Source organism: Bradyrhizobium sp. AUGA SZCCT0283, from assembly GCF_018130385.1.
Taxonomy (GTDB): Bacteria; Pseudomonadota; Alphaproteobacteria; order Rhizobiales; family Xanthobacteraceae; genus Bradyrhizobium.
This window is the reverse complement of the sequence record NZ_JAFCLU010000010.1, coordinates 186,693-204,910: the sequence shown is the minus strand read 5'-3', so window position 1 is coordinate 204,910 and position 18,218 is coordinate 186,693. Positions and strand designations below refer to the sequence as shown.

Below are 18,218 nucleotides of genomic sequence, written 5' to 3'. Positions count from 1 at the left end.
ATGCCGGCCCATCCGCCATCCCTTCCGCCCTTCGGCGCGCCCTACGCGCCCGGCGATCCTGCAATGGCCATCCGCCTGCTCCAGACCGCCCAGCTGGATGCGGCGCAGGAGGAGCGCATCGATCGCACGACGACGGGGCTGATCGAGGCGATCAGGGCCAATGACGACCCGCTCGGCGGCGTCGAGGACATGCTGCGCGAGTTCGCGCTCTCGACCAAAGAGGGGCTGGCGCTGATGGTGCTGGCGGAAGCGCTGCTGCGGGTGCCGGACGCCCGCACCGCCGACCAGTTCATCGAGGACAAGCTCGCGCAGGGCGATTTCATCCATCACGAAACCAGATCGAGCGCGTTCCTGGTCAATGCCTCGGCCTGGGCGCTCGGGATGTCGGCCCGCGTGATCCAGCCCGGCGAAACGCCTCAAGGGACCATCGGACGGCTGACCAAGCGGCTGGGCGCGCCGGCCGTGCGGGCGGCGACGCGTCAGGCGATGCGGCTGATGGGCAACCATTTCGTGCTGGGCGAGACCATCGAGGCCGCGCTATCGCGGGCGCAGCCGCATTCCTCGCGCCATGAACGTTACTCCTTCGACATGCTCGGCGAAGGCGCGCGCACGGCCGATGACGCCGCGCGCTATTTCGACTCCTATGCCAGCGCGATCGAGGCGATCGGACGCACGGCCGATGACCGCTCGCTGCCCGACCGACCCGGTATCTCGGTCAAGCTCTCGGCACTCCATCCGCGCTTCGAGGCGGTGAGCCGCGCGCGGGTGATGAGCGAACTGGTCCCGCGCCTGATCGATCTCGCCAGGCAAGCCAAATCCCATGACCTCAATTTCACTGTCGATGCCGAGGAAGCGGACCGGCTGGAATTATCGCTCGACGTGATAGCGGCAACGCTCGGCGATCCATCGCTTGCGGGCTGGGACGGCTTTGGCCTCGCGATCCAGGCCTATCAGAAGCGCGCCGGTGGCGTGATCGATTACGTCGATGGTCTCGCACGCAGCCTCGGCCGCAAAATGATGGTGCGGCTGGTGAAGGGCGCCTATTGGGACACCGAGATCAAACGCGCGCAGGAACGCGGGCTCGACGGCTATCCGGTGTTCACCCGCAAGGCGATGACGGATCTGAACTACGTCGCCTGCGCAAAGCAATTGCTGGCGCTACGGCCACGGATTTTTCCGCAGTTCGCCACCCACAATGCGCTGACGGTCGCGACCATTCTCGAATTGGCAACGGACCAAAGCGGCTTCGAATTCCAGCGACTGCACGGCATGGGCGAGGCGCTCTATGCGAAGCTCGGCGAAGACCGCCCCGACATCGCCCATCGCACCTACGCGCCGGTCGGCAGCCACCGCGATCTGCTGGCCTATCTGGTGCGGCGGTTGCTGGAGAATGGCGCCAATTCATCCTTTGTCGCGCTCGCCGCCGACGAGGCGGTGCCGGTGTCGCAATTGCTGCGGCGTCCGGCCGACATTATCGGCAACGCAGAAAATGCCGGCCATCCGAACATCCCGTTGCCGCGCGAACTGTACGGACCCAAACGCAAAAACTCCCGCGGGATTGAATTCGGCGAGCGCGCGGCGCTGGAGCAACTCGCCTCGGCGGTCGCTGCGGAACGATTGCCCGCGGCAGGAAGCATCGCCGATGCGACGATCGCCGTGGCGAATGCCGCCGTGTCGGCAGCGCGCGATGGTTTCAAGGACTGGAGCAGGACACCAGCCGGCACGCGCGCAGCTGCGCTGGAAAATGCCGCCGACCTGCTGGAAGGGCGCGCGGCGCATTTCATCGCGCTGCTGCAACGCGAGGGCGGCAAGACGCTCGACGACGCGGTTTCCGAAGTCCGCGAGGCCGTGGATTTCTGCCGCTACTATGCCGCGCAGGGGCGCGAGTTGTTCGGCGAAGGCAAGGCGATGCCGGGACCGACGGGCGAGAGTAACGTGCTCTGCCTGCGCGGCCGTGGTGTCTTCGTCGCGATCTCGCCGTGGAATTTTCCGCTGGCGATCTTCCTGGGCCAGGTCACGGCGGCCTTGATGGCGGGCAACGCGGTCGTTGCGAAGCCGGCCGAGCAGACGCCGCTGATTGCGGCTGCGGCCATACGTCTATTGCATGAAGCCGGCGTGCCGGCGTCCGCGCTGCATCTGGTGACGGGCGACGGCCGGATCGGCGGCGTGCTGGTGGCGCATCCCGATATCGCCGGTGTTGTCTTCACGGGCTCGACAGAAGTGGCGCGGACCATCAACCGCGCGCTCGCCGCCAAGGACAGACCGATCGTGCCGCTGATCGCGGAGACCGGGGGCATCAATGCGATGATCGTCGATGCTACTGCCCTGCCCGAACAGGTCGCCGACGACGTCGTGACCTCGGCGTTCCGCTCCGCCGGCCAGCGCTGCTCGGCGCTGCGATTGCTGTTCCTGCAGGACGACGTCGCCGACCGCATGATCGAGATGATTGCGGGCGCAGCGCGTGAACTCGTCATCGGCGATCCCGCAGATCCCGCCACCCATATCGGCCCGGTGATCGATGCCGAGGCCAAGCAGCGGCTGGACGCGCATATCGAACGCATGAAGAAGGAAGCCCGGGTGCACTTTGCAGGCAGCGCTCCCCAAGGCAACTACGTCGCGCCGCATATCTTCGAATTGTCCGATGCCGGCCGGCTCACGGAAGAAGTATTCGGTCCGGTGCTGCATGTCGTGCGCTACCGCGCCGACCGCTTCGACCAGGTGCTGCAATCGATCGAGCGTTCGGGCTACGGGCTGACGCTCGGCATCCATTCCCGGATCGACGATACGGTGGAGGACGCGATCGAGCGCCTCCAGGTCGGCAACATCTATGTCAACCGCAACATGATCGGCGCCGTCGTCGGCGTGCAGCCGTTCGGCGGCCATGGCTTGTCCGGCACCGGCCCCAAGGCCGGCGGGCCGCATTATCTGGCGCGTTTTGCAACCGAGCAGACGGTGACGGTCAATACGGCGGCGGCCGGCGGAAATGCAGCGCTGATGTCTGGCGGTGAGTAGTTGCATCACTTTCCAAGATGGGCCAAATGACGTTTGAACCGGATCGCCCATAGCGATAATTCAGCAAGACCGACAAACGTCACGGAGCGGCGCTACGATGGATAAGGGCATTTTTGAAGGCCTCAAGGTTCTGGACTGCGCGAGTTTTATCGCAGCGCCTGCCGCCGCCACCGTGCTGTCGGATTTCGGCGCCGACGTCATCAAGATCGAGCCGCCGGGCACCGGCGACCCCTATCGCAACCTGCCGAATTTGCCGGGCTACCCGCATAGCGAGCATAACTTTGCGTGGATGCTGGAAGCCCGCAACAAGAAGAGCCTCGCGCTCGATCTTTCGAAGCCCGAAGGCCAGGCGGTGTTGCATCGGCTGGCTGCGCAGGCCGACGTCTTCATCACCAATTATCCGCCGCAGGTGCGCGAGCGGCTCGGCATCACCCATAACCATCTGGCGCCCCACAACGAACGCCTGATCTACGCTTCCTTCACGGGCTACGGCGAAAAAGGCGAGGAAGCCAACAAGCCCGGCTTCGACAGCAATGCCTATTGGGCTCGCTCGGGCCTGATGGACCTGGTGCGGGCGGATGAACACACCACGCCGGCGCGCTCGATCGCCGGCATGGGCGACCACCCCTGCGCGATGGCGTTTTACGGGGCGATCGTGACCGCGCTCTACAAGCGCGAGCGCACCGGCAAGGGTTCGCATGTCAGCTCCAACCTGATGGCCAATGGCGTCTGGGCGGCTTCGGTGCTGGCGCAGGCCAAACTGGTCGGCGCGAAATTCGGCGAACGCCGCCCACGCGAGCGCGCGCTCAATGCGGTCACTAACCACTACCAGTGCAAGGACGGACGCTGGCTGATCCTCTCTTTGCTCAACGAGGACCGGCAATGGCCGACGCTGGCGCGCTGCCTCGGCCGCGAGGACCTCGTCACCGATCCGAGATTCGAGACCAAGAAGGACCGCCATGCGCGATCGCTCGAACTGATCAAGATCTTCGACGAGACCTTTGCGACCAGGGACCTTGCCGAGTGGCGGAAGATCCTTGATGGCAACGGCCTGGTGTTCGGCGTGGTCGGCATCCTCGACGATATTCCGAACGACAAGCAGATGATCGAGAACGAGGTGCTGGTGCCGTTTGAGAACGACACCATGCTGACGATCTCCAGCCCGATCTGGGTCGATGGCAGCAAGAAGGTCCAGCCGCGCAAGCCGCCCGGCATCGGCGAGCACAGCGACGAGATCTTGCGTAACGCAGGCTATGACGAAGCCGCGATTGGCAAGTTGCGCGCGTCCGGCGCGGTGGCGTGAGGAAGCAAGCCATGCCCAGCTATCGCCTGCATTACTTCCCGGAGTCGGGAAACAGCTACAAGCTCGCGCTGATGCTCACGCTGTGCGGCCAAACTTTTGGGCCGGTGTGGACTGATTTTGGCGGCGGCGTGACCCGGACGCCGGAATGGCGGCGCGACGTGAACGAGATGGGCGAAATTCCGGTGCTCGAGGTGGATGGCGAGCGCCTCACCCAGACCGCGCCGATCCTGCTCAAGCTGGCAAAGCAATTCGGCCGGTTCGGCGGCGAGACTGAGCAGGAGCAGTTCGAGCTGCTGCGCTGGCTGTTCTGGGACAACCACAAGCTCACCGGCTACATGGCAACCTACCGCTATCTTCGGACCTTCACGCCGTCGCCGGACGAACACGTGCTGAAGCATTTCCGCAGACGGCTCGACGATTTCCTGTCGATTCTCGAGCAGCACATGCAGAAGAATGCATTCGCGATCGGCTCACGGCCAACGGTGGCCGATATTTCGATGATGGCCTATCTGCATTACCCCGCCGACGAAACCGGGTATGATCTCGCGGCCAGCCATCCCGCGATCAACGCCTGGCTCGGACGCATGGCGCAATTGCCGGGCTGGAGATCGGCCTATGACCTGCTTCCAGGCAAGCGACTGACGCATTACGCCAAGTGATCACTCAGGCAATTTTCAGCGGTTGAGCCACGCCCAGGCGATGCCGAACACAACCACCCCGGCAACGATCGAGACCGCGACCGCCCAGACGCTGACCCTGATATCACCGATCACCTGCCGATTGGCTTCGTTCTCCGCGATCTCACGATTGCGTTGCCTGTCCTGGTCGGAAGAGCTCATCGCCAATCTCCGCTCAGCTGCTGCCTTCACTTAGCACAATTTGCGAAGTTAGCGGCTTTTGACGAAGCACATGCCGATGCGCGAGATCTTGCCGGCGGCCTGGCAGCTCAGGCCCTCGGCGCAAGTCCAGCCGCGAAAACTTCCGTCATTGCCGGTGGCTGGCTTGCCCTGCACGTAGCAATGCGCGCCCCAACCATCGTAATAATTGGTGCCGGCGAGTTCGGTGCTGCCGCGCAACTGCGGACGGCTGGCGAACCCGCGCGAGTAATCCGGCGGCTTGCCGTCGCGCAGCGCCGTGAGAATGTCGCGGCGGCGGATCTGGTCGCCGAAGAAATGCGGCGACGCCGGCACAACGGTCGAATTCGACGGTTTATCCGCCATCCAGTCGACGCCGGGGAAGTGAAAGCCGCCGATGCCTCGCGTCTGGTGGCAGCCGGAACAGGTCACGTCGTTGAGCCTGCGTTCGAACCCGGCAGGCGAGCGGATGTTCTGCAGCTTCACGCCACCTTCCGCAGCCTTCCTGAGCGCAGCCACCACGTCAGCCTCGCTGAACACGGCGCCCTCTCCCTGCACCAGCCCGAATTCAGGCTCCAGGTCCGATGGATCGAACCCGACCGGCGTTGGCGCAATCGCGCCGTTGGCGAGGAATTTTTCCGGGATCAGCGCGGTGCCGCGATCGAACGCCACGAGATTGATGGGATCTAGCAGCCATGCCCTGAACTCGCGCTTGAGGCCATCGTCCGCCAGAAGGCGCGCGCGGTCGATCTGGTTTTCCATCGGCACTTCCGCGAAGACGCGTGCTTGCCGGTCGTAGCGAAACACCTTCAACAGATAGTCGGTGCGGAAATCGCGAACCGAAGATTTCGGCGCGTGCGCGATCTGAAGATTGGTCTCGATGCGATCGATATTCTGATAGTCGATCAGGTCGAGCGGGCCATCCTTTGCCGACAGTGTCCCGCCGAGCGGCGCGGCGAGCCAGCGACTGGCGATGTCGGAGCAGGTCACCGCCGCACCCTCGCCTTTCGCCTTCAGCACGAGGTTCAGCGTCATCGGCAGCCGCGGCGGCGAAGCGTCGTCGCCGGCTGCCTTGTTCATCCGCGTCAGGCGGTAGATCAGGCGGATCTCGCCGCAGCTTGCTTCCGCAACGTAAGCGCGGTCCATGCGGTTGACGATGCCGGCCAGCACGAACCGCGTCTCTTGCGAATAAAGCAGCGTGCGGTCGAACAACTGGAAATCAAAGCCCTCGCCGACGCCGATCGTCTCCTTTGGCAGGTTCGCTCGGTGCCGCGCGATGTAGCGATCGAACTCGCCATCGATCGCCTGCCGGACCGGCGCCATCGACGGCGCGACGAACAGTTCGCTGTTGGCGCTTGGAATATCTGCCGACCGCTCCGGCAGCAGCATGCGATCGAGGCGAAATTTTCCGCCATCGAGTTGGCGCAGCGTCGCAGGATCGGTGATGGCTGTGCCGCGCTCCAGCGCGGCATCCTGTGCCGCATGCGCCGGCAAAGCGCCGCACAGCAGAACAAATACGATGGCGAGAAATCCTGGCACGCGGCTCATGTCCCAACTAACACCGCGCAAAGAGGTCTATTCAAGGAAAAAGGCGCCTCACATCGCCGTGAAGCGCCTTCCTGTTGGCATATCGTCCCGTCAGCGCGCGACGATCAGGCCCTTGCTGGTCACGACCACCCAGCGGCCATCCTGCTTGCGAATGGCGTCGACACGGCCGAGACCGGGGATGGGATCGCCGGCATAGACCTCGTACATGCCGCGGCGGCTCTCGATCAGGGCGCTGCCATTGGCGACATCCCGCAACACCCAGCCTTCGACGGTCGGCAGCCGGGCAACCTCAGGCTTGGGCGGCGCCGCAGGTCCGGGCGGAGGCGCGGCTGCAGCCTGCTGCGGTATCGTGCCTGTCACTTCCTTCGCGGGAGCCGGCGCGGCAGCAGCTGTCGTCGTCGATGCCTGGGCGGCGCGAAGCTTGTCGACGGTTTCGCTGAGCTTGGCGAGTTTCGCGGCGGGTTCGGCCTGCGCCTTCTCGACCTTGTCGAGGCGGTCGCTGGCCTTGTTGAGCTGGCCCGTTGTCGTCTTGGAAGTATGCTCGAGGCTGGCTTTCAGCGCGACGATCTCGGCATCGATTCGCGCCATCGAGGCTTCGAGCGCGCTGTCCTTTGCCGAAGCTTGGGTCGAGGCCTGGGCCGAATCGCCGGCCATCAGCTTTCCAACGCCTGCGGTTGCCAGCGCGCCACCCAGCGCACCCGCCACCGTCGCCAGCGCCACCACGGCGGCCATCGCCCCGATCCTGCGTTTGCCGGGAGATCCTTCCACCGGTGCAGCCTTGGCATCGGCGCCAACACGGTCGCCGGGTGACATGATCGTCACGTTGCCTGGGAAGCGTGGCGCCTCCGGCTTTACGGCGTCGATTTTGGGAGGCTCAGCGTTTGAGGCCTCGACCTTTGGCGCTTCCATCCTGACGGCGTCCACCTTGGGCGCGTCGGGCTTCGGCGAGGTCTCTTCCTGGTCGGGCGCCAGTCTCGCCGCCTCTACCTCCGCCGCAGGCGTTACCGGCTCGCCCGGCGCAGGCATGGCGGGAACGGCCGGCGTGGCGCCGAGGGTTCCGGCTTCACCGCTGGTGGGCTGGGTTTGCTGATCGCTCACGTTGGATTCTCCAGAATTGATTGACCATTTGGTAACTTTTATTGCTTGCCAAATCGTTACCGGCCTCGGCCTTACCGAAATTTTAGGAACTCGTCCGGCCCGGTTTTGGGCCCCGAATGTCGGCCACCCCGGTCCGATACCCCATGCTGCCCTGCGGCATCCTTGCCGGTTCCGTTTGCGCCGGTCTGTTTCCCGACTAACATGGCCGCACCGACCAGCCAGAAAGGCAGGGGCCGCCATGACCATCGAGAAGTGCATCAACGAGTTTGATGTAGATGACGTCATTTTTGAGGAAGGCTCGACCGGGCGGGAACTGTTCGTGGTGCTCGACGGCAAGGTCGAGATCGCCAAGATGAACGGCGCCAGCAAGACGGTGATCGTCACGCTCGGCAAGGGCGAGTTCTTCGGCGAGATGGCGGTCATCGACGGTTCGTCTCGTTCGGCGGCGGCGATTGCGGCGGCGCCAAACACCCGCGTGATGCGGATCAATCACGCCCGGTTCGTTTACCTGGTCAGCCAGCAGCCGGCCTTTGCGCTGATGATCATGGATGCGCTCAGCAAGCGCTTGCGGGCCTCCAACACGGTTGCCTTCAGAGCCGCGGCGACTTCATGAGCGAGCGCAGACCGAGCCCGTTCAAGACACTGCTCGACAGCGACGTCTGTACGCTGATCGAGGCGGCCGAGAACGTCTATCAGATCCGTTTCAAGAACCGCGCGGCGAACGCCTATCTGGTGCGCGGGAGCTCGCGCACCATCATGATCGATGTCGGGCTATCCTCGAACTATCCGCACCTGCTGACGTGCCTCAACCACCTCGGCTGTCCGCTCGAGAAGATCGACATGGTGGTGCTGAGCCACGAACACCTCGACCATATCGGCGCGGCCTATCATTTCCACGGCCGCGCCTTCATCGCTGCACACCGGCTGGCCGCCAACAAGATCACGCTGCGCGACGACTTCTCGATGCTGCGCAAGATGTTCAACGAGCCGAACGTGCCGATCAATATCGATCTCTGGCTGGAAGAAGGCAATCTGATCGACCTCGGCAATTTCCGCCTCAACGTGATGTACACGCCAGGCCACACCTCGGCCTGCATCACGCTGTTCGAACAGGACAAGGGCCTGTTGTTCGCCTCTGACACGCTGATGCCGGGCGGGGTGATGGGCGGCGTGTTCGGCTCCGGCAGCATCGCCGACTACATCCAGTCGCTGGAGCGGCTGAAGGGCCTGAACTCGAAGATCCTGCTGTCGGGCCACGGGCGGCTATCCGACACCCCGCAGGACGACGTGCGGGTCGCGATCCAGCGCTCGCACGGCTTGTTGTCGGACACTGCGCAATTATTCGACGCGCTGGACGCGCGAGCGAACTTCGAGCCGATCATGCAGTCGGTGCGCGACCTCAACAAGCTCGACGACAGCTAGACTAGCCGGCCCGCAGCATATTCCGCAGCACCGAATGTGTGATCCGCCCATTTGACAAATGGCACGGCGGCCTGTTCAACGGTTCCAACAACACTGCCAAAAAAACGTCGGGAGAGACAGCACCATGAAGTTCTACGACTCGGTCGGGCCGAATCCGCGCATTGTTCGCATGTTCATGGCGGAGAAGGGCATCGAGATGCCGAAGCAGACCGTCGATCTGCGCAAGGGCGAAAATCGCGAGGCCGAGCATCTGAAGCGTAATCCGCATGGTCAGATGCCGACGCTCGAACTCGACAACGGCAACTATCTGTCCGAGATCACCGCGATCTGCGAATATCTCGAAGAGAAGCACCCGAACCCTCCGATGATCGGGACGACGCCGGAAGAGCGCGCCGAATGCCGGATGTGGACCCGCCGCGTCGATCTCAACATTTGCGAGCACCTGGGGAACGGTTTTCGCTTCGGCGAAGGTCTCAAGTTTTTCGAGAAGCGGATTCCTTGCGCGCCTGAAGCCTCGCCCGGCCTCAAGATGATTGCCGCCAACCGCCTGCAATGGCTCAACGGCCAGATGGCCGACGGCCGCGACTATCTCTGCGGCAAGCGCTTCACGCTGGCTGACATCCTGCTCTATGGCTGGCTCGATTTCGCCGGCCAGGTCGGCCAGCCGCTCGATCCTGTCAACACCAACATCGTCGCGTGGATGGCGCGCGTGGGGGAACGGCCTTCGGCGAAGGCGTGATCCCATTACAGTCCATTTGTGGAACGAGCGGGCTGGATTGAAGATATTCCTGTGACGCAGCTTGATCGTGCAAAGTTCAGCTCGTCCCTCGATCAAGAAAAAGGCCGGCGGGCGTTACGCCGCCGACCCTGTCTTGCAACTGCCGGCTCGTGGGTCCGGTTCCGTTGCTTTGCATTCCAGGTGCTACTTGTATCTTGATCGGTAGCACCCAGTGCCGGCTGACGCCATTGCACGCGGGTATGGCCAAACCGTACTGAGGTAGGCTCTTTCCATGGAATCGGATGGAGCAGACTATCCATTGGTTTAAGGCGGTGGTGGTGAGCTACATCACCACCGGCGCATCCGGCAATTCATTCCGCCCTGCCCCCTGCGCCGGAAAGTGCGTCGCCAACTCGCGCGACACCGCCTCGATTCCCTTGATCACGCCTCCTTCAAAATTTCCGGCCCTGAACTGCGTCTCCATCTCGACGCAGATTTTTTCCCAACCGGCGTGGCCGACCCTGGCGTCTATGCCACGGTCGGCAACGATCTCGAAGTCGTGGTCGGCCAGCAGCAGGTAGATCAAGACGCCGTTGTTATGGACGGTGTCCCAGATCCGCAGTTGCGAAAAAATATCCAGCGCCCGCTCCCGCGCGGGCTGATTGCGAAACAGCGGCGCGCCGTCGAGCGCGCCCTCCACCACGAAGCGCACCTGGCCGGAATGGGTGGCTTCGCCCGACCTGATCGCCTGCTCGATTCTCGCCAGCGCTTGCGGCGGAAAGATGCGCCGCAGCCGCCAGCGGTGTTCGAGGAGATGCCTGCCGATGCGCCTGATGCTCATGCTACCAGCTCCCCGATGCGCCGCCGCCGCCGAAGCTGCCTCCGCCGCCACTGAAGCCGCCGCTCGAACTGCTACTGCCGCTACTGCTGCTCCAATCGCTGCTGCCGCCGCTTGACCAGCCACCGCGTGTGCCGCGGCCGCCGCCAGAAGGCATCAGATCGAAGAACGCAGCAATCAAAAAGGCGAGTGCGCCGATGGCCAAAGCCGCCCCGAGGCTGCCGACCAGGAGCCAGGCCAGAAATCCGACGAAGCCGCCGGTCGCGGCCGAGCCAACCAGCCGACCGAGCGCCGCCCGCAATGCGCTGCCGACGATAAACACGAAAGCGAGAACGAACGGATTGAACGGGTCGATATTGAGCAGGCCGGGACTTTGCCAATGCGGCGGCTCCGGCTCGGGCAATTTTTCGCCCTCGACGACCCGGATCATCCGGCTGACGCCCGCCGAGACGCCACCGGCGAAATCGCCGGCCCTGAACTTCGGCGTAATGTCTTCGTCGATGATGCGCTTGGTGGTGACATCGGTGAGCGCGCCTTCGAGGCCATAGCCGACCTCGACCCGCAGGCGGCGATCGTTCTTGGCGATCACGAGCAGCGCGCCGTCGTCGATCTTCTTGCGGCCGATCTTCCAGGCCTCCGCGACCCGGAGCGAGAATTGCTCGATGGCCTCACCGTCCGTCGTCGGCACGATCAGGACCGCGATCTGGCTGCCCTTCCGCGTCTCCAGATCCTTCAGCGTCTGCGTCAGCGAGGCGATGTCGCCGGCCGCGAGCGTGCCGGTCTGATCGACGACGCGGCCGGTCAGCGGTGGCACCGCGACCAGCGCCAGCGCCGAACAGGCCCAGCACAACAGCAGCGCAAGAAGGGAGGCTCTTGCAGCGTTCATCGCGGATCGTCTGCTCACCCCGTTACTTCGCGGGCGCCGGCGTCGGGTTGAAGTCCACCTTTGGCGCCGTCGAGATTGCCTTCTCGTTCTCGACCGTGAAGTTCGGCTTCTCCTTGTAGCCGAACATCATCGCGGTCAGGTTGTTCGGGAAGGTGCGGATGCCGACGTTATAGTCCTGCACCGCCTTGATGTAGCGGTTGCGTGCCACGGTAATGCGGTTTTCGGTGCCTTCGAGCTGTGAGATCAGATCGCGAAACAGCGCGTCCGATTTGAGCTGCGGGTAGTTTTCGGTCACCACCAACAGCCGCGACAGCGCGCTCGACAGTTCGCCCTGGGCGGCCTGGAATTTCTGGAACGCGGCGGGATCGTTCAGCACCTCCGGCGTCGCCTGGATGCTGCCCACCTTGGCGCGCGCATTGGTGACCCCGAGCAGTACGTCCTTTTCCTGCTGCGCAAAGCCCTTCACCGAATTGACGAGGTTGGGGACCAAGTCGGCGCGGCGCTGGTATTGGTTGACGACCTCCGACCAGCCCGCCTTGACCTGCTCGTCGTTGGTCTGGATCGCGTTGTAGCCGCAATTGGTCAGGCTCAGGCACGACAGCGTCGCCAGCACGGTCCATAATCTGCGCATCGAACTCTCCCTAAAGAAAATCAAACGCGAGTCTATCAGATTGGTTGCGCCAGGTATGCAGGCGTGAGCCGGCCTCCGGTCTATTTCGCAGGCGACGGCCCTTGCGTATCATTTGCCGAAATTACAACATGGCCACCAAAGATTAAGGGAAACGCGAGGGCGCCATGGAGTTCGAGACCATCGTCGTGGAACGGCCGGAGCCACGCATAGCCCGGATCGTGATGAACCGGCCCGAAGCGCGCAACGCGCAGAACCTGCAGATGACCTACGACCTCAACGCCGCCTTCGATCAGGCGGTGCAGGACGATGCGGTCAAGGTCATCATCCTCGCAGGCCGCGGCCCGCACTTTTCGTCTGGGCATGATTTGCGCCCGGGGGCCAAGAACACCGCCGGCGTAGATTTTCCGCCGGTCGGAAATTGGGGCGGGTTCGCCGAACCCAACGCCCACGGCCGTTTTGCGCGCGAGCAGGAAATCTATCTGCAGATCACGCGGCGCTGGCGCAATCTGGCGAAACCGACGATTGCCGAAGTGCACGGCAAGTGCATTGCCGGCGGCCTGATGCTCGCCTGGGCCTGCGACCTGATTGTCGCAAGCAGTGACGCGGAGTTCTGCGATCCCGTCGTCACCATGGGTGTCTGCGGCGTCGAATGGTTCGTGCATCCCTGGGAGCTCGGCCCGCGCAAGGCCAAGGAATTGCTGTTCACATCGGACGTCTGGAACGCAGAAGAGGCGCACCGGCTCGGCATGGTCAACCACGTCGTGCCGCGGGACGAATTATCCTCGTTCGTGATGAAGCTAGCTGAAAGGATCGCAGCAAAACCTTCGTTCGCACTGAAGCTGACAAAGGAAGCGGTCAATCGCTCGGTCGACGTGATGGGACAGCCGGCGGCGATCGAGCAGGCGTTCGCGCTGCATCAGCTCTGCCACGCGCATAACCTTCAGGAATTCGGAATGATCGTGGATCCCGCAGGCCTGCACCCCTCCGTCAGAAAACCGGCACAGGCAAAATAGAACAAGCAAAGCAGATCAGATGGACCTTACCCCAAGCGACGAGCAGCGGTTGCTGCGCGAAAGTGCCGATCGCTTCGTCAGCGAGACCTACACCGCAGATCACCGCCGCCGGATCGCCAACGATCCGCTCGGCTTCAGCGCCGATATCTGGAAGCAGTTCGCCGATCTCGGCTGGCTGGCGCTGCCGATCGCCGAAGCCCATGGCGGGCTCGGCGGCGGCGCCATCGAGATCGGCATCCTGATGGAAGCGTTCGGACGCGGGCTCGTCTCCGAGCCGTATCTTTCGACCGTCGTGATCGGCGCGTCGCTGATCTCGGAATGCGGCACGGAAGCGCAGAAGCAGGCGCTGTTGCCGAAAATCGCCGACGGTTCGCTGTACCTGGCATTCGCGCATTCGGAACGCCAGGCGCGCTTCGATCTGGCGGATGTCACGACCACGGCCAGGAAAACGCCTGACGGCCGGCGTCTCGACGGACACAAGACCGCCGTGCTGGACGGCAACGCCGCCGGACCGATCATCGTCTCGGCCCGTGTCGATGACGGCAACGGCAAGCCTGGCAAGCTCTGCCTGTTCCTGGTGCCGCAAGGCACGCGCGGGCTCGCCGTGCGCGACTTTCCGCGGCTTGGCGGCGGTCGGGCCTGCAATCTCGAACTCAACGGCGTACAACTCCCTGCCGACGCGCTGCTCGGCGATGGCAGCGACGCACTGCCCGCGATTGAAGCCGCGATCGACCGTGCCATGGCTGCGCTCAGTGCGGAGGCTGTCGGCATCATGCAGACCCTGCTCGACCAGACGCTGGAATACACCAAGATACGAAAACAGTTCGGACGACCGTTGTCCGCCAACCAGGTGATCCGGCATCGCCTCGCCGACATGGCGATGCAATGCGACGAGGCGCGCTCGATGGCGCTGCGCGCGGCGCTAATGGCCGACGCCGAGCCGGTCGCACGTGGTCGCGCAGCGTCAGGGGCGAAAGCCAAGATCGGCAAATGCGCGCGCTTCGTCGCCGAACAGTCGGTCCAGCTTCACGGCGCGATGGGCGTCACCGAAGAACTCGACGTCGGCTCCTATTTCAAGCGGCTGCTTGCCTTCGAGACGCTGTTCGGCGGCAGCGCTCATCATTATCGCCGTCACGCCGCCCTCAGCGGCCGTCCCGTTCAGGCCCGATAGGAGCGCAGCATGGATCTTACCTTCAGCGCCGAAGAGCGCGCCTTTGAGAAAGAGGTCCGCGAGTTCATCGCGGCAAATCTCACGCCGGAAATGAAGCGCGCCACTGCGCTGACGCCCTCGGTGTTCTCCGATCCTGACATCGGCATGGCTTGGCAGCGCGCGCTGCACAGGAAAGGCTGGGGCGCGCCGGGCTGGTCGGTGGACCATGGCGGACCCGACTGGACGCCGGCGCAGCGCTGGATTTTTGAGACCGAATGCGCCCGCGCCGGCGTGCCTAATGTGAACGTGATGGGCGTCAAGATGGTCGGCCCCGTCATCATCGGCTTCGGTTCGCCCGAGCAGAAGAATTTTTACCTGCCGCGAATTCTCTCCGGCGAGGATTACTGGTGCCAGGGCTACTCTGAGCCGGGCTCCGGCTCCGATCTCTCCTCGCTGAAAACCCGCGCCGTGCGCGATGGTGACGACTACATCATCAACGGCACCAAGATCTGGACCACGCACGCCCATCACGCCAACCGCATGTTCGCGCTGGTGCGCACCAACGAGAGCGAGCGGCAGCAGGACGGCATCAGCTTCATCCTGATCGACATGAAGAGCCCAGGCATCACCACGCGGCCGATCCTGACCATCGGCGGCGACCACGAGGTCAACCAGGTATTCTTCGACGACGTGCGCGTGCCCGTCGCCAACCGGGTCGGCGAGGAAGGCAAGGGCTGGACCTACGGCAAATATTTGCTCGAGTTCGAGCGCGGCGCCGGCATCGCCTCGGCGAAGCTGCGCGATGCATTGAAGACGGTTTCGGACCTCGCCGAATCCGATGCCACCGGCCGCGCCATCGACGATCCCGATATCGCGGTACGGATGTCCGAGATCGAGGTCGATATCGATACGCTCGAGATGACCGAACTGCGCGTGCTGTCGGCGCTGCAGACCGGACAAAATCCCGGCGCGGTGTCGTCGCTCTTAAAATTGCGCGTCAGCGAAATCCGCCAGGCCGTGACGCGGCTCGGCGTCGACGTGATCGGCAATGACGGCCTCTATGTCGAGCCGGTACGGCCGCTCTACCGGCTCAACGAGGCGCCGGGAATTCCGGAGGAAGTGCTGCCCGTGGTGCCCGAATATCTCAACGGCCGGGCGTACACGATTTTTGGCGGCTCTTCGGAGATCCAGCGGGATATCGTCGCGAAGATGGTGTTGGGGTTGTAGGTCCCTCTCCGCCGTCATTCCGGGGCAGCCCACAGGGCTGAACCCGGAATCCATTTCGCTGCGGAACATGCGGCCCGATGGATTCCGGGCTCATCGCTTCGCGACGCCCCCGGAATGACGGAGCCCTATCCCGCCACCCTCGCATCGCGGATCGCCTGCCACACCTTGGCCGGCGTCAGCGGCGTGTTGAGCTGCTTGATGCCGAGTTCACTGAGCGCATCCATCACGCCATTGGTGACGCAGGGCGGGCCGCCGATCGCGCCGGATTCGCCGCAGCCCTTGGCGCCCAGCGGATTGGTGCGGCAGGGCGCGGAATCATCGAGCGTCACCGCGATCGGCGGAATGTCGTCGGCGCGCGGCACGCAGTAATCCTGGTAGCTCGCGGTCAACAGCTGGCCTTCCTCGCTGTAGGCGACGCCCTCGTAGAGCGCCTGCCCGATGCCTTGGGCGACGCCGCCATGGACCTGGCCGGTCACCAGCATCGGGTTGACAGCGATGCCGACGTCGTCGACCGTGGTATAGCGCACCACCCGCGTGATGCCGGTTTCGGGATCGATCTCGACTTCGCAGATATGCGTGCCGTTCGGCCAGCTCGGCCCGTCGACCTCGCCTTCGGAATCGACGGAAAGCCGCGCGCCGTCTTCCTTCTTCGCGATCTCGAACAGGCTGATGCGCTTGTCGGTGCCGACCACACTGAGCCAGCCATCGCGATACTCGATATCCTCGACGGACGTTTCCAGCACGTTCGAGGCCTTCTCGCGCGCCTTCTGGATCATGTCGTTGCTCGAGACCGCGACCGCCGTGCCGCCGACGAACAGCGAGCGCGAGCCGACGCTGCCGAAGCCAGTGGCGAGATCAGTGTCGCCCTGCACGACGTCGATCTTGTCCATGGGAATGCCGAGCGTATCGGATACCATTTGCGTATAGGTGGTCTGCAGGCCCTGCCCCATGGCCATCGTGCCGGAATGCAGGATGATGCGGCCCTCCGCGGTCGCGTGCAGGCTGACCTTTTCGGTGTGCGCGCGCCCGCCGGTCCATTCGATATAGCTGGTGAGGCCGCGGCCGTAGAGCAGGCCCTTCTTCTTCGCCGCCTTCTTGCGCGCGGCAAAGCCGTCCCAGTCCGAAAGCTCCGAGGCGCGCGACAGCATGTGCGCGAAAGCGCCTGAATCGTACACCTGGCCGACCGCATTGGTGTAGGGCAGTTGCGCGGGCTTGATGTAGTTCACCTTGCGGATGGTGCGCGGATCGATGCCGATCTGCCGCGCGGCGGCATCCATCAGCCGCTCGACGATGAACACGGCTTCCGGCCGCCCCGCGCCGCGATAGGCGCCCACCGGCGCGGTGTTGGTCATCACCGACTTCACTTCGAAATGCACCAGCGGCAGGTCGTAGACGCCGGTCTGCACGAACGGGCCGAGCACCAGCGGGATGATGTTCGCGGTCCCCGACGAGTACGCTCCGGTGCCGCCGATCGAGCGCACGCGATAGGCCAGCACGCGGCCTTTGGCGTCGAGCGCGAATTCGCCGGTCGAAGTGAGATCGCGGCCATGGGTACCGCCGACGAATTCGTCGGTGCGGTCGCCGCGCCAGCGGATCTTCCTGTTCAACTTGGTCGCGGCGTAAGCGACGATACCGTCTTCGGGATAGAGGCTCGTCTTCTGGCCGAAGCCGCCGCCGATATCGCCGACCAGCACCCGCACGCTGTCCTTCGGCCGCTTCAAAATGGATTCCGCGAGCAAGTCGCGGGTCGAGCCCGGCGTCTGCGACTGCACGTGCAGGATCAACCGTCCGGTCTTCTTCTCGATCTCGGCAATCGTCGAACGTGGCTCCATCGCGGAAGGCACCAGCCGCTGGCTGACCAGATCGAGCGAGACCGTGTGCGCGGCCTTGGCAAAGGCTTCCTCGACCTTGGCGGCGTCGCCATAGCTCATGGCGGCCACGATATTGTCGGGCGCCTCGGGCCACACCACGGGTGCGCCGGGCTTCACCGCCTCGACGGGATCGACCACCGACGGCAACACCTCGTAATCAATTTCGATCGCTTCGGCTGCCGTCTGCGCCAGCACCCGCGACGTCGCCACCACGGCCACCACCGCCTCGCCGGCATAGCGCACGATTTCATGGGCAAGCAGCCGCCGTGGCGGCACCGTCATCGGCTTGCCGTCCGGCCGCTTGAAGATCGCGAGAGTCGGGAGAGTGCCGATATCGTCCGTCACCAGGTCGGCGCCGGTATAGACGGCCTCCACCCCGGCCATTTCAAGCACGGCCTTGGCGTCGATCGCCTTGATCCTGGCGTGGGCATGGGGCGAGCGCAGCACATAGAGCCACAGCGCGCCCTCTTCGGGCTTGTCGTCGATAAACTGCCCCTTCCCGGTGAGCAGTCTCTGGTCTTCCAAACGCTTGACCGGCTGGCCCGCACCGAAACGCATATTGCCGGGAAGAATGTTCATCAGTTTGTCCTTCGAGCTTCTTGTCGGATCGGGCGGGGTTTTAGCGGTTTTTCCGGCCGAAACAACTC

The 18,218-nt window shown here is 64.0% G+C and carries 16 protein-coding genes; 9 read left to right on the top strand and 7 right to left on the bottom strand.

Annotation, left to right across the window (positions count from 1 at the left end; genetic code table 11):
* The 3 genes from putA (at nucleotide 1) to JQ624_RS16525 (ending at nucleotide 4,974) form a co-directional block, all read left to right on the top strand.
* Nucleotides 1–3,012: a bifunctional proline dehydrogenase/L-glutamate gamma-semialdehyde dehydrogenase PutA gene (gene putA / locus JQ624_RS16535; protein ID WP_212419954.1), complete on the top strand. Its 3,012-nt coding sequence runs from the start codon at nucleotides 1–3 to the stop codon at nucleotides 3,010–3,012.
* Nucleotides 3,013–3,109: 97 nt separating this feature from the next.
* Complete coding sequence (locus JQ624_RS16530) at nucleotides 3,110–4,315, top strand: CaiB/BaiF CoA-transferase family protein (protein ID WP_212419953.1); 1,206 nt, start codon at nucleotides 3,110–3,112, stop codon at nucleotides 4,313–4,315.
* A gap of 11 nt (nucleotides 4,316–4,326) precedes the next feature.
* Nucleotides 4,327–4,974, top strand: a complete 648-nt coding sequence (locus JQ624_RS16525) for a glutathione S-transferase family protein (protein ID WP_212419952.1) — start codon at nucleotides 4,327–4,329, stop codon at nucleotides 4,972–4,974.
* 15 nt (nucleotides 4,975–4,989) lie between these two features.
* Here JQ624_RS16525 and JQ624_RS16520 read toward each other — a convergent pair whose 3' ends face one another.
* The 3 genes from JQ624_RS16520 to JQ624_RS16510 all read right to left on the bottom strand — a co-directional run bounded on the left by JQ624_RS16520 (nucleotide 4,990) and on the right by JQ624_RS16510 (nucleotide 7,815).
* Nucleotides 4,990–5,154 (bottom strand): hypothetical protein, encoded by a 165-nt coding sequence (locus tag JQ624_RS16520; protein ID WP_212419951.1) that lies wholly within the window; start codon nucleotides 5,152–5,154, stop codon nucleotides 4,990–4,992.
* Nucleotides 5,155–5,202: 48 nt separating this feature from the next.
* A complete protein-coding gene (locus JQ624_RS16515) occupies nucleotides 5,203–6,717 on the bottom strand; it encodes a hypothetical protein (RefSeq protein WP_212419950.1) in 1,515 nt (504 codons plus the stop codon).
* A 90-nt stretch (nucleotides 6,718–6,807) separates the two neighbouring features.
* Entirely contained in the window at nucleotides 6,808–7,815 is a 1,008-nt protein-coding gene (locus JQ624_RS16510; protein ID WP_409334333.1) for a hypothetical protein, read from the bottom strand.
* A 238-nt stretch (nucleotides 7,816–8,053) separates the two neighbouring features.
* Here JQ624_RS16510 and JQ624_RS16505 point away from each other — a divergent pair, with 238 nt between their 5' ends.
* The 3 genes from JQ624_RS16505 (at nucleotide 8,054) to JQ624_RS16495 (ending at nucleotide 9,976) form a co-directional block, all read left to right on the top strand.
* Entirely contained in the window at nucleotides 8,054–8,428 is a 375-nt protein-coding gene (locus tag JQ624_RS16505) for a Crp/Fnr family transcriptional regulator (protein ID WP_212419949.1), read from the top strand.
* Complete coding sequence (locus JQ624_RS16500; RefSeq protein ID WP_212419948.1) at nucleotides 8,425–9,237, top strand: MBL fold metallo-hydrolase; 813 nt, start codon at nucleotides 8,425–8,427, stop codon at nucleotides 9,235–9,237. The genes JQ624_RS16505 and JQ624_RS16500 overlap by 4 nt, the downstream gene beginning before the upstream one ends.
* Before the next feature lie 124 nt (nucleotides 9,238–9,361).
* The gene (locus JQ624_RS16495) at nucleotides 9,362–9,976 is read left to right on the top strand and encodes a glutathione S-transferase family protein (protein ID WP_212419947.1); all 615 of its coding nucleotides are present in this window, start codon (nucleotides 9,362–9,364) and stop codon (nucleotides 9,974–9,976) included.
* A 322-nt stretch (nucleotides 9,977–10,298) separates the two neighbouring features.
* Here JQ624_RS16495 and JQ624_RS16490 read toward each other — a convergent pair whose 3' ends face one another.
* From JQ624_RS16490 to JQ624_RS16480, 3 genes are read right to left on the bottom strand one after another with little or no spacing between them, the layout of a single operon-like run.
* The gene (locus JQ624_RS16490; RefSeq protein WP_212419946.1) at nucleotides 10,299–10,796 is read right to left on the bottom strand and encodes a TPM domain-containing protein; all 498 of its coding nucleotides are present in this window, start codon (nucleotides 10,794–10,796) and stop codon (nucleotides 10,299–10,301) included.
* A gap of 1 nt (nucleotide 10,797) precedes the next feature.
* Nucleotides 10,798–11,679 carry a YgcG family protein gene (locus JQ624_RS16485; RefSeq protein ID WP_212419945.1) on the bottom strand — a complete coding sequence of 294 codons (882 nt, stop codon included), beginning with the start codon at nucleotides 11,677–11,679 and terminating at the stop codon, nucleotides 10,798–10,800.
* 22 nt (nucleotides 11,680–11,701) lie between these two features.
* On the bottom strand, nucleotides 11,702–12,310 hold the full coding sequence (locus JQ624_RS16480) for a LemA family protein (RefSeq protein ID WP_212419944.1): 609 nt from the start codon (nucleotides 12,308–12,310) through the stop codon (nucleotides 11,702–11,704).
* Between the two features lie 164 nt (nucleotides 12,311–12,474).
* Between JQ624_RS16480 and JQ624_RS16475 the strand changes: the two genes are divergently transcribed.
* Genes JQ624_RS16475 through JQ624_RS16465 form a run of 3 tightly spaced genes read left to right on the top strand, consistent with a single transcriptional unit; the run spans nucleotide 12,475 to nucleotide 15,700 of the window.
* Nucleotides 12,475–13,323, top strand: coding sequence for an enoyl-CoA hydratase (locus JQ624_RS16475; protein ID WP_212419943.1), 849 nt, complete (start codon nucleotides 12,475–12,477; stop codon nucleotides 13,321–13,323).
* 19 nt (nucleotides 13,324–13,342) lie between these two features.
* Complete coding sequence (locus JQ624_RS16470) at nucleotides 13,343–14,494, top strand: acyl-CoA dehydrogenase family protein (protein WP_212419942.1); 1,152 nt, start codon at nucleotides 13,343–13,345, stop codon at nucleotides 14,492–14,494.
* A 9-nt stretch (nucleotides 14,495–14,503) separates the two neighbouring features.
* Nucleotides 14,504–15,700 carry an acyl-CoA dehydrogenase family protein gene (locus JQ624_RS16465; protein ID WP_212419941.1) on the top strand — a complete coding sequence of 399 codons (1,197 nt, stop codon included), beginning with the start codon at nucleotides 14,504–14,506 and terminating at the stop codon, nucleotides 15,698–15,700.
* 125 nt (nucleotides 15,701–15,825) lie between these two features.
* Here the strand turns inward: JQ624_RS16465 and JQ624_RS16460 are convergent, their stop codons facing one another.
* A complete protein-coding gene (locus JQ624_RS16460; RefSeq protein ID WP_212419940.1) occupies nucleotides 15,826–18,150 on the bottom strand; it encodes a xanthine dehydrogenase family protein molybdopterin-binding subunit in 2,325 nt (774 codons plus the stop codon).
* Nucleotides 18,151–18,218: the final 68 nt, after the last annotated feature.

Bases quoted from the DNA above. Each gene is read 5' to 3' on its own strand.
- JQ624_RS16485 (WP_212419945.1), bottom strand. From the start codon at position 11,679: ATGAACGCTGCAAGAGCCTCCCTTCTTGCGCTGCTGTTGTGCTGGGCC.
- JQ624_RS16520 (WP_212419951.1), bottom strand. From the start codon at position 5,154: ATGAGCTCTTCCGACCAGGACAGGCAACGCAATCGTGAGATCGCGGAG.
- JQ624_RS16505 (WP_212419949.1), top strand. From the start codon at position 8,054: ATGACCATCGAGAAGTGCATCAACGAGTTTGATGTAGATGACGTCATT.
- JQ624_RS16495 (WP_212419947.1), top strand. From the start codon at position 9,362: ATGAAGTTCTACGACTCGGTCGGGCCGAATCCGCGCATTGTTCGCATG.
- JQ624_RS16470 (WP_212419942.1), top strand. From the start codon at position 13,343: ATGGACCTTACCCCAAGCGACGAGCAGCGGTTGCTGCGCGAAAGTGCC.
- JQ624_RS16500 (WP_212419948.1), top strand. From the start codon at position 8,425: ATGAGCGAGCGCAGACCGAGCCCGTTCAAGACACTGCTCGACAGCGAC.
- JQ624_RS16490 (WP_212419946.1), bottom strand. From the start codon at position 10,796: ATGAGCATCAGGCGCATCGGCAGGCATCTCCTCGAACACCGCTGGCGG.
- JQ624_RS16465 (WP_212419941.1), top strand. From the start codon at position 14,504: ATGGATCTTACCTTCAGCGCCGAAGAGCGCGCCTTTGAGAAAGAGGTC.
- JQ624_RS16530 (WP_212419953.1), top strand. From the start codon at position 3,110: ATGGATAAGGGCATTTTTGAAGGCCTCAAGGTTCTGGACTGCGCGAGT.
- JQ624_RS16460 (WP_212419940.1), bottom strand. From the start codon at position 18,150: ATGAACATTCTTCCCGGCAATATGCGTTTCGGTGCGGGCCAGCCGGTC.
- JQ624_RS16480 (WP_212419944.1), bottom strand. From the start codon at position 12,310: ATGCGCAGATTATGGACCGTGCTGGCGACGCTGTCGTGCCTGAGCCTG.
- putA (WP_212419954.1), top strand. From the start codon at position 1: ATGCCGGCCCATCCGCCATCCCTTCCGCCCTTCGGCGCGCCCTACGCG.
- JQ624_RS16475 (WP_212419943.1), top strand. From the start codon at position 12,475: ATGGAGTTCGAGACCATCGTCGTGGAACGGCCGGAGCCACGCATAGCC.
- JQ624_RS16515 (WP_212419950.1), bottom strand. From the start codon at position 6,717: ATGAGCCGCGTGCCAGGATTTCTCGCCATCGTATTTGTTCTGCTGTGC.
- JQ624_RS16525 (WP_212419952.1), top strand. From the start codon at position 4,327: ATGCCCAGCTATCGCCTGCATTACTTCCCGGAGTCGGGAAACAGCTAC.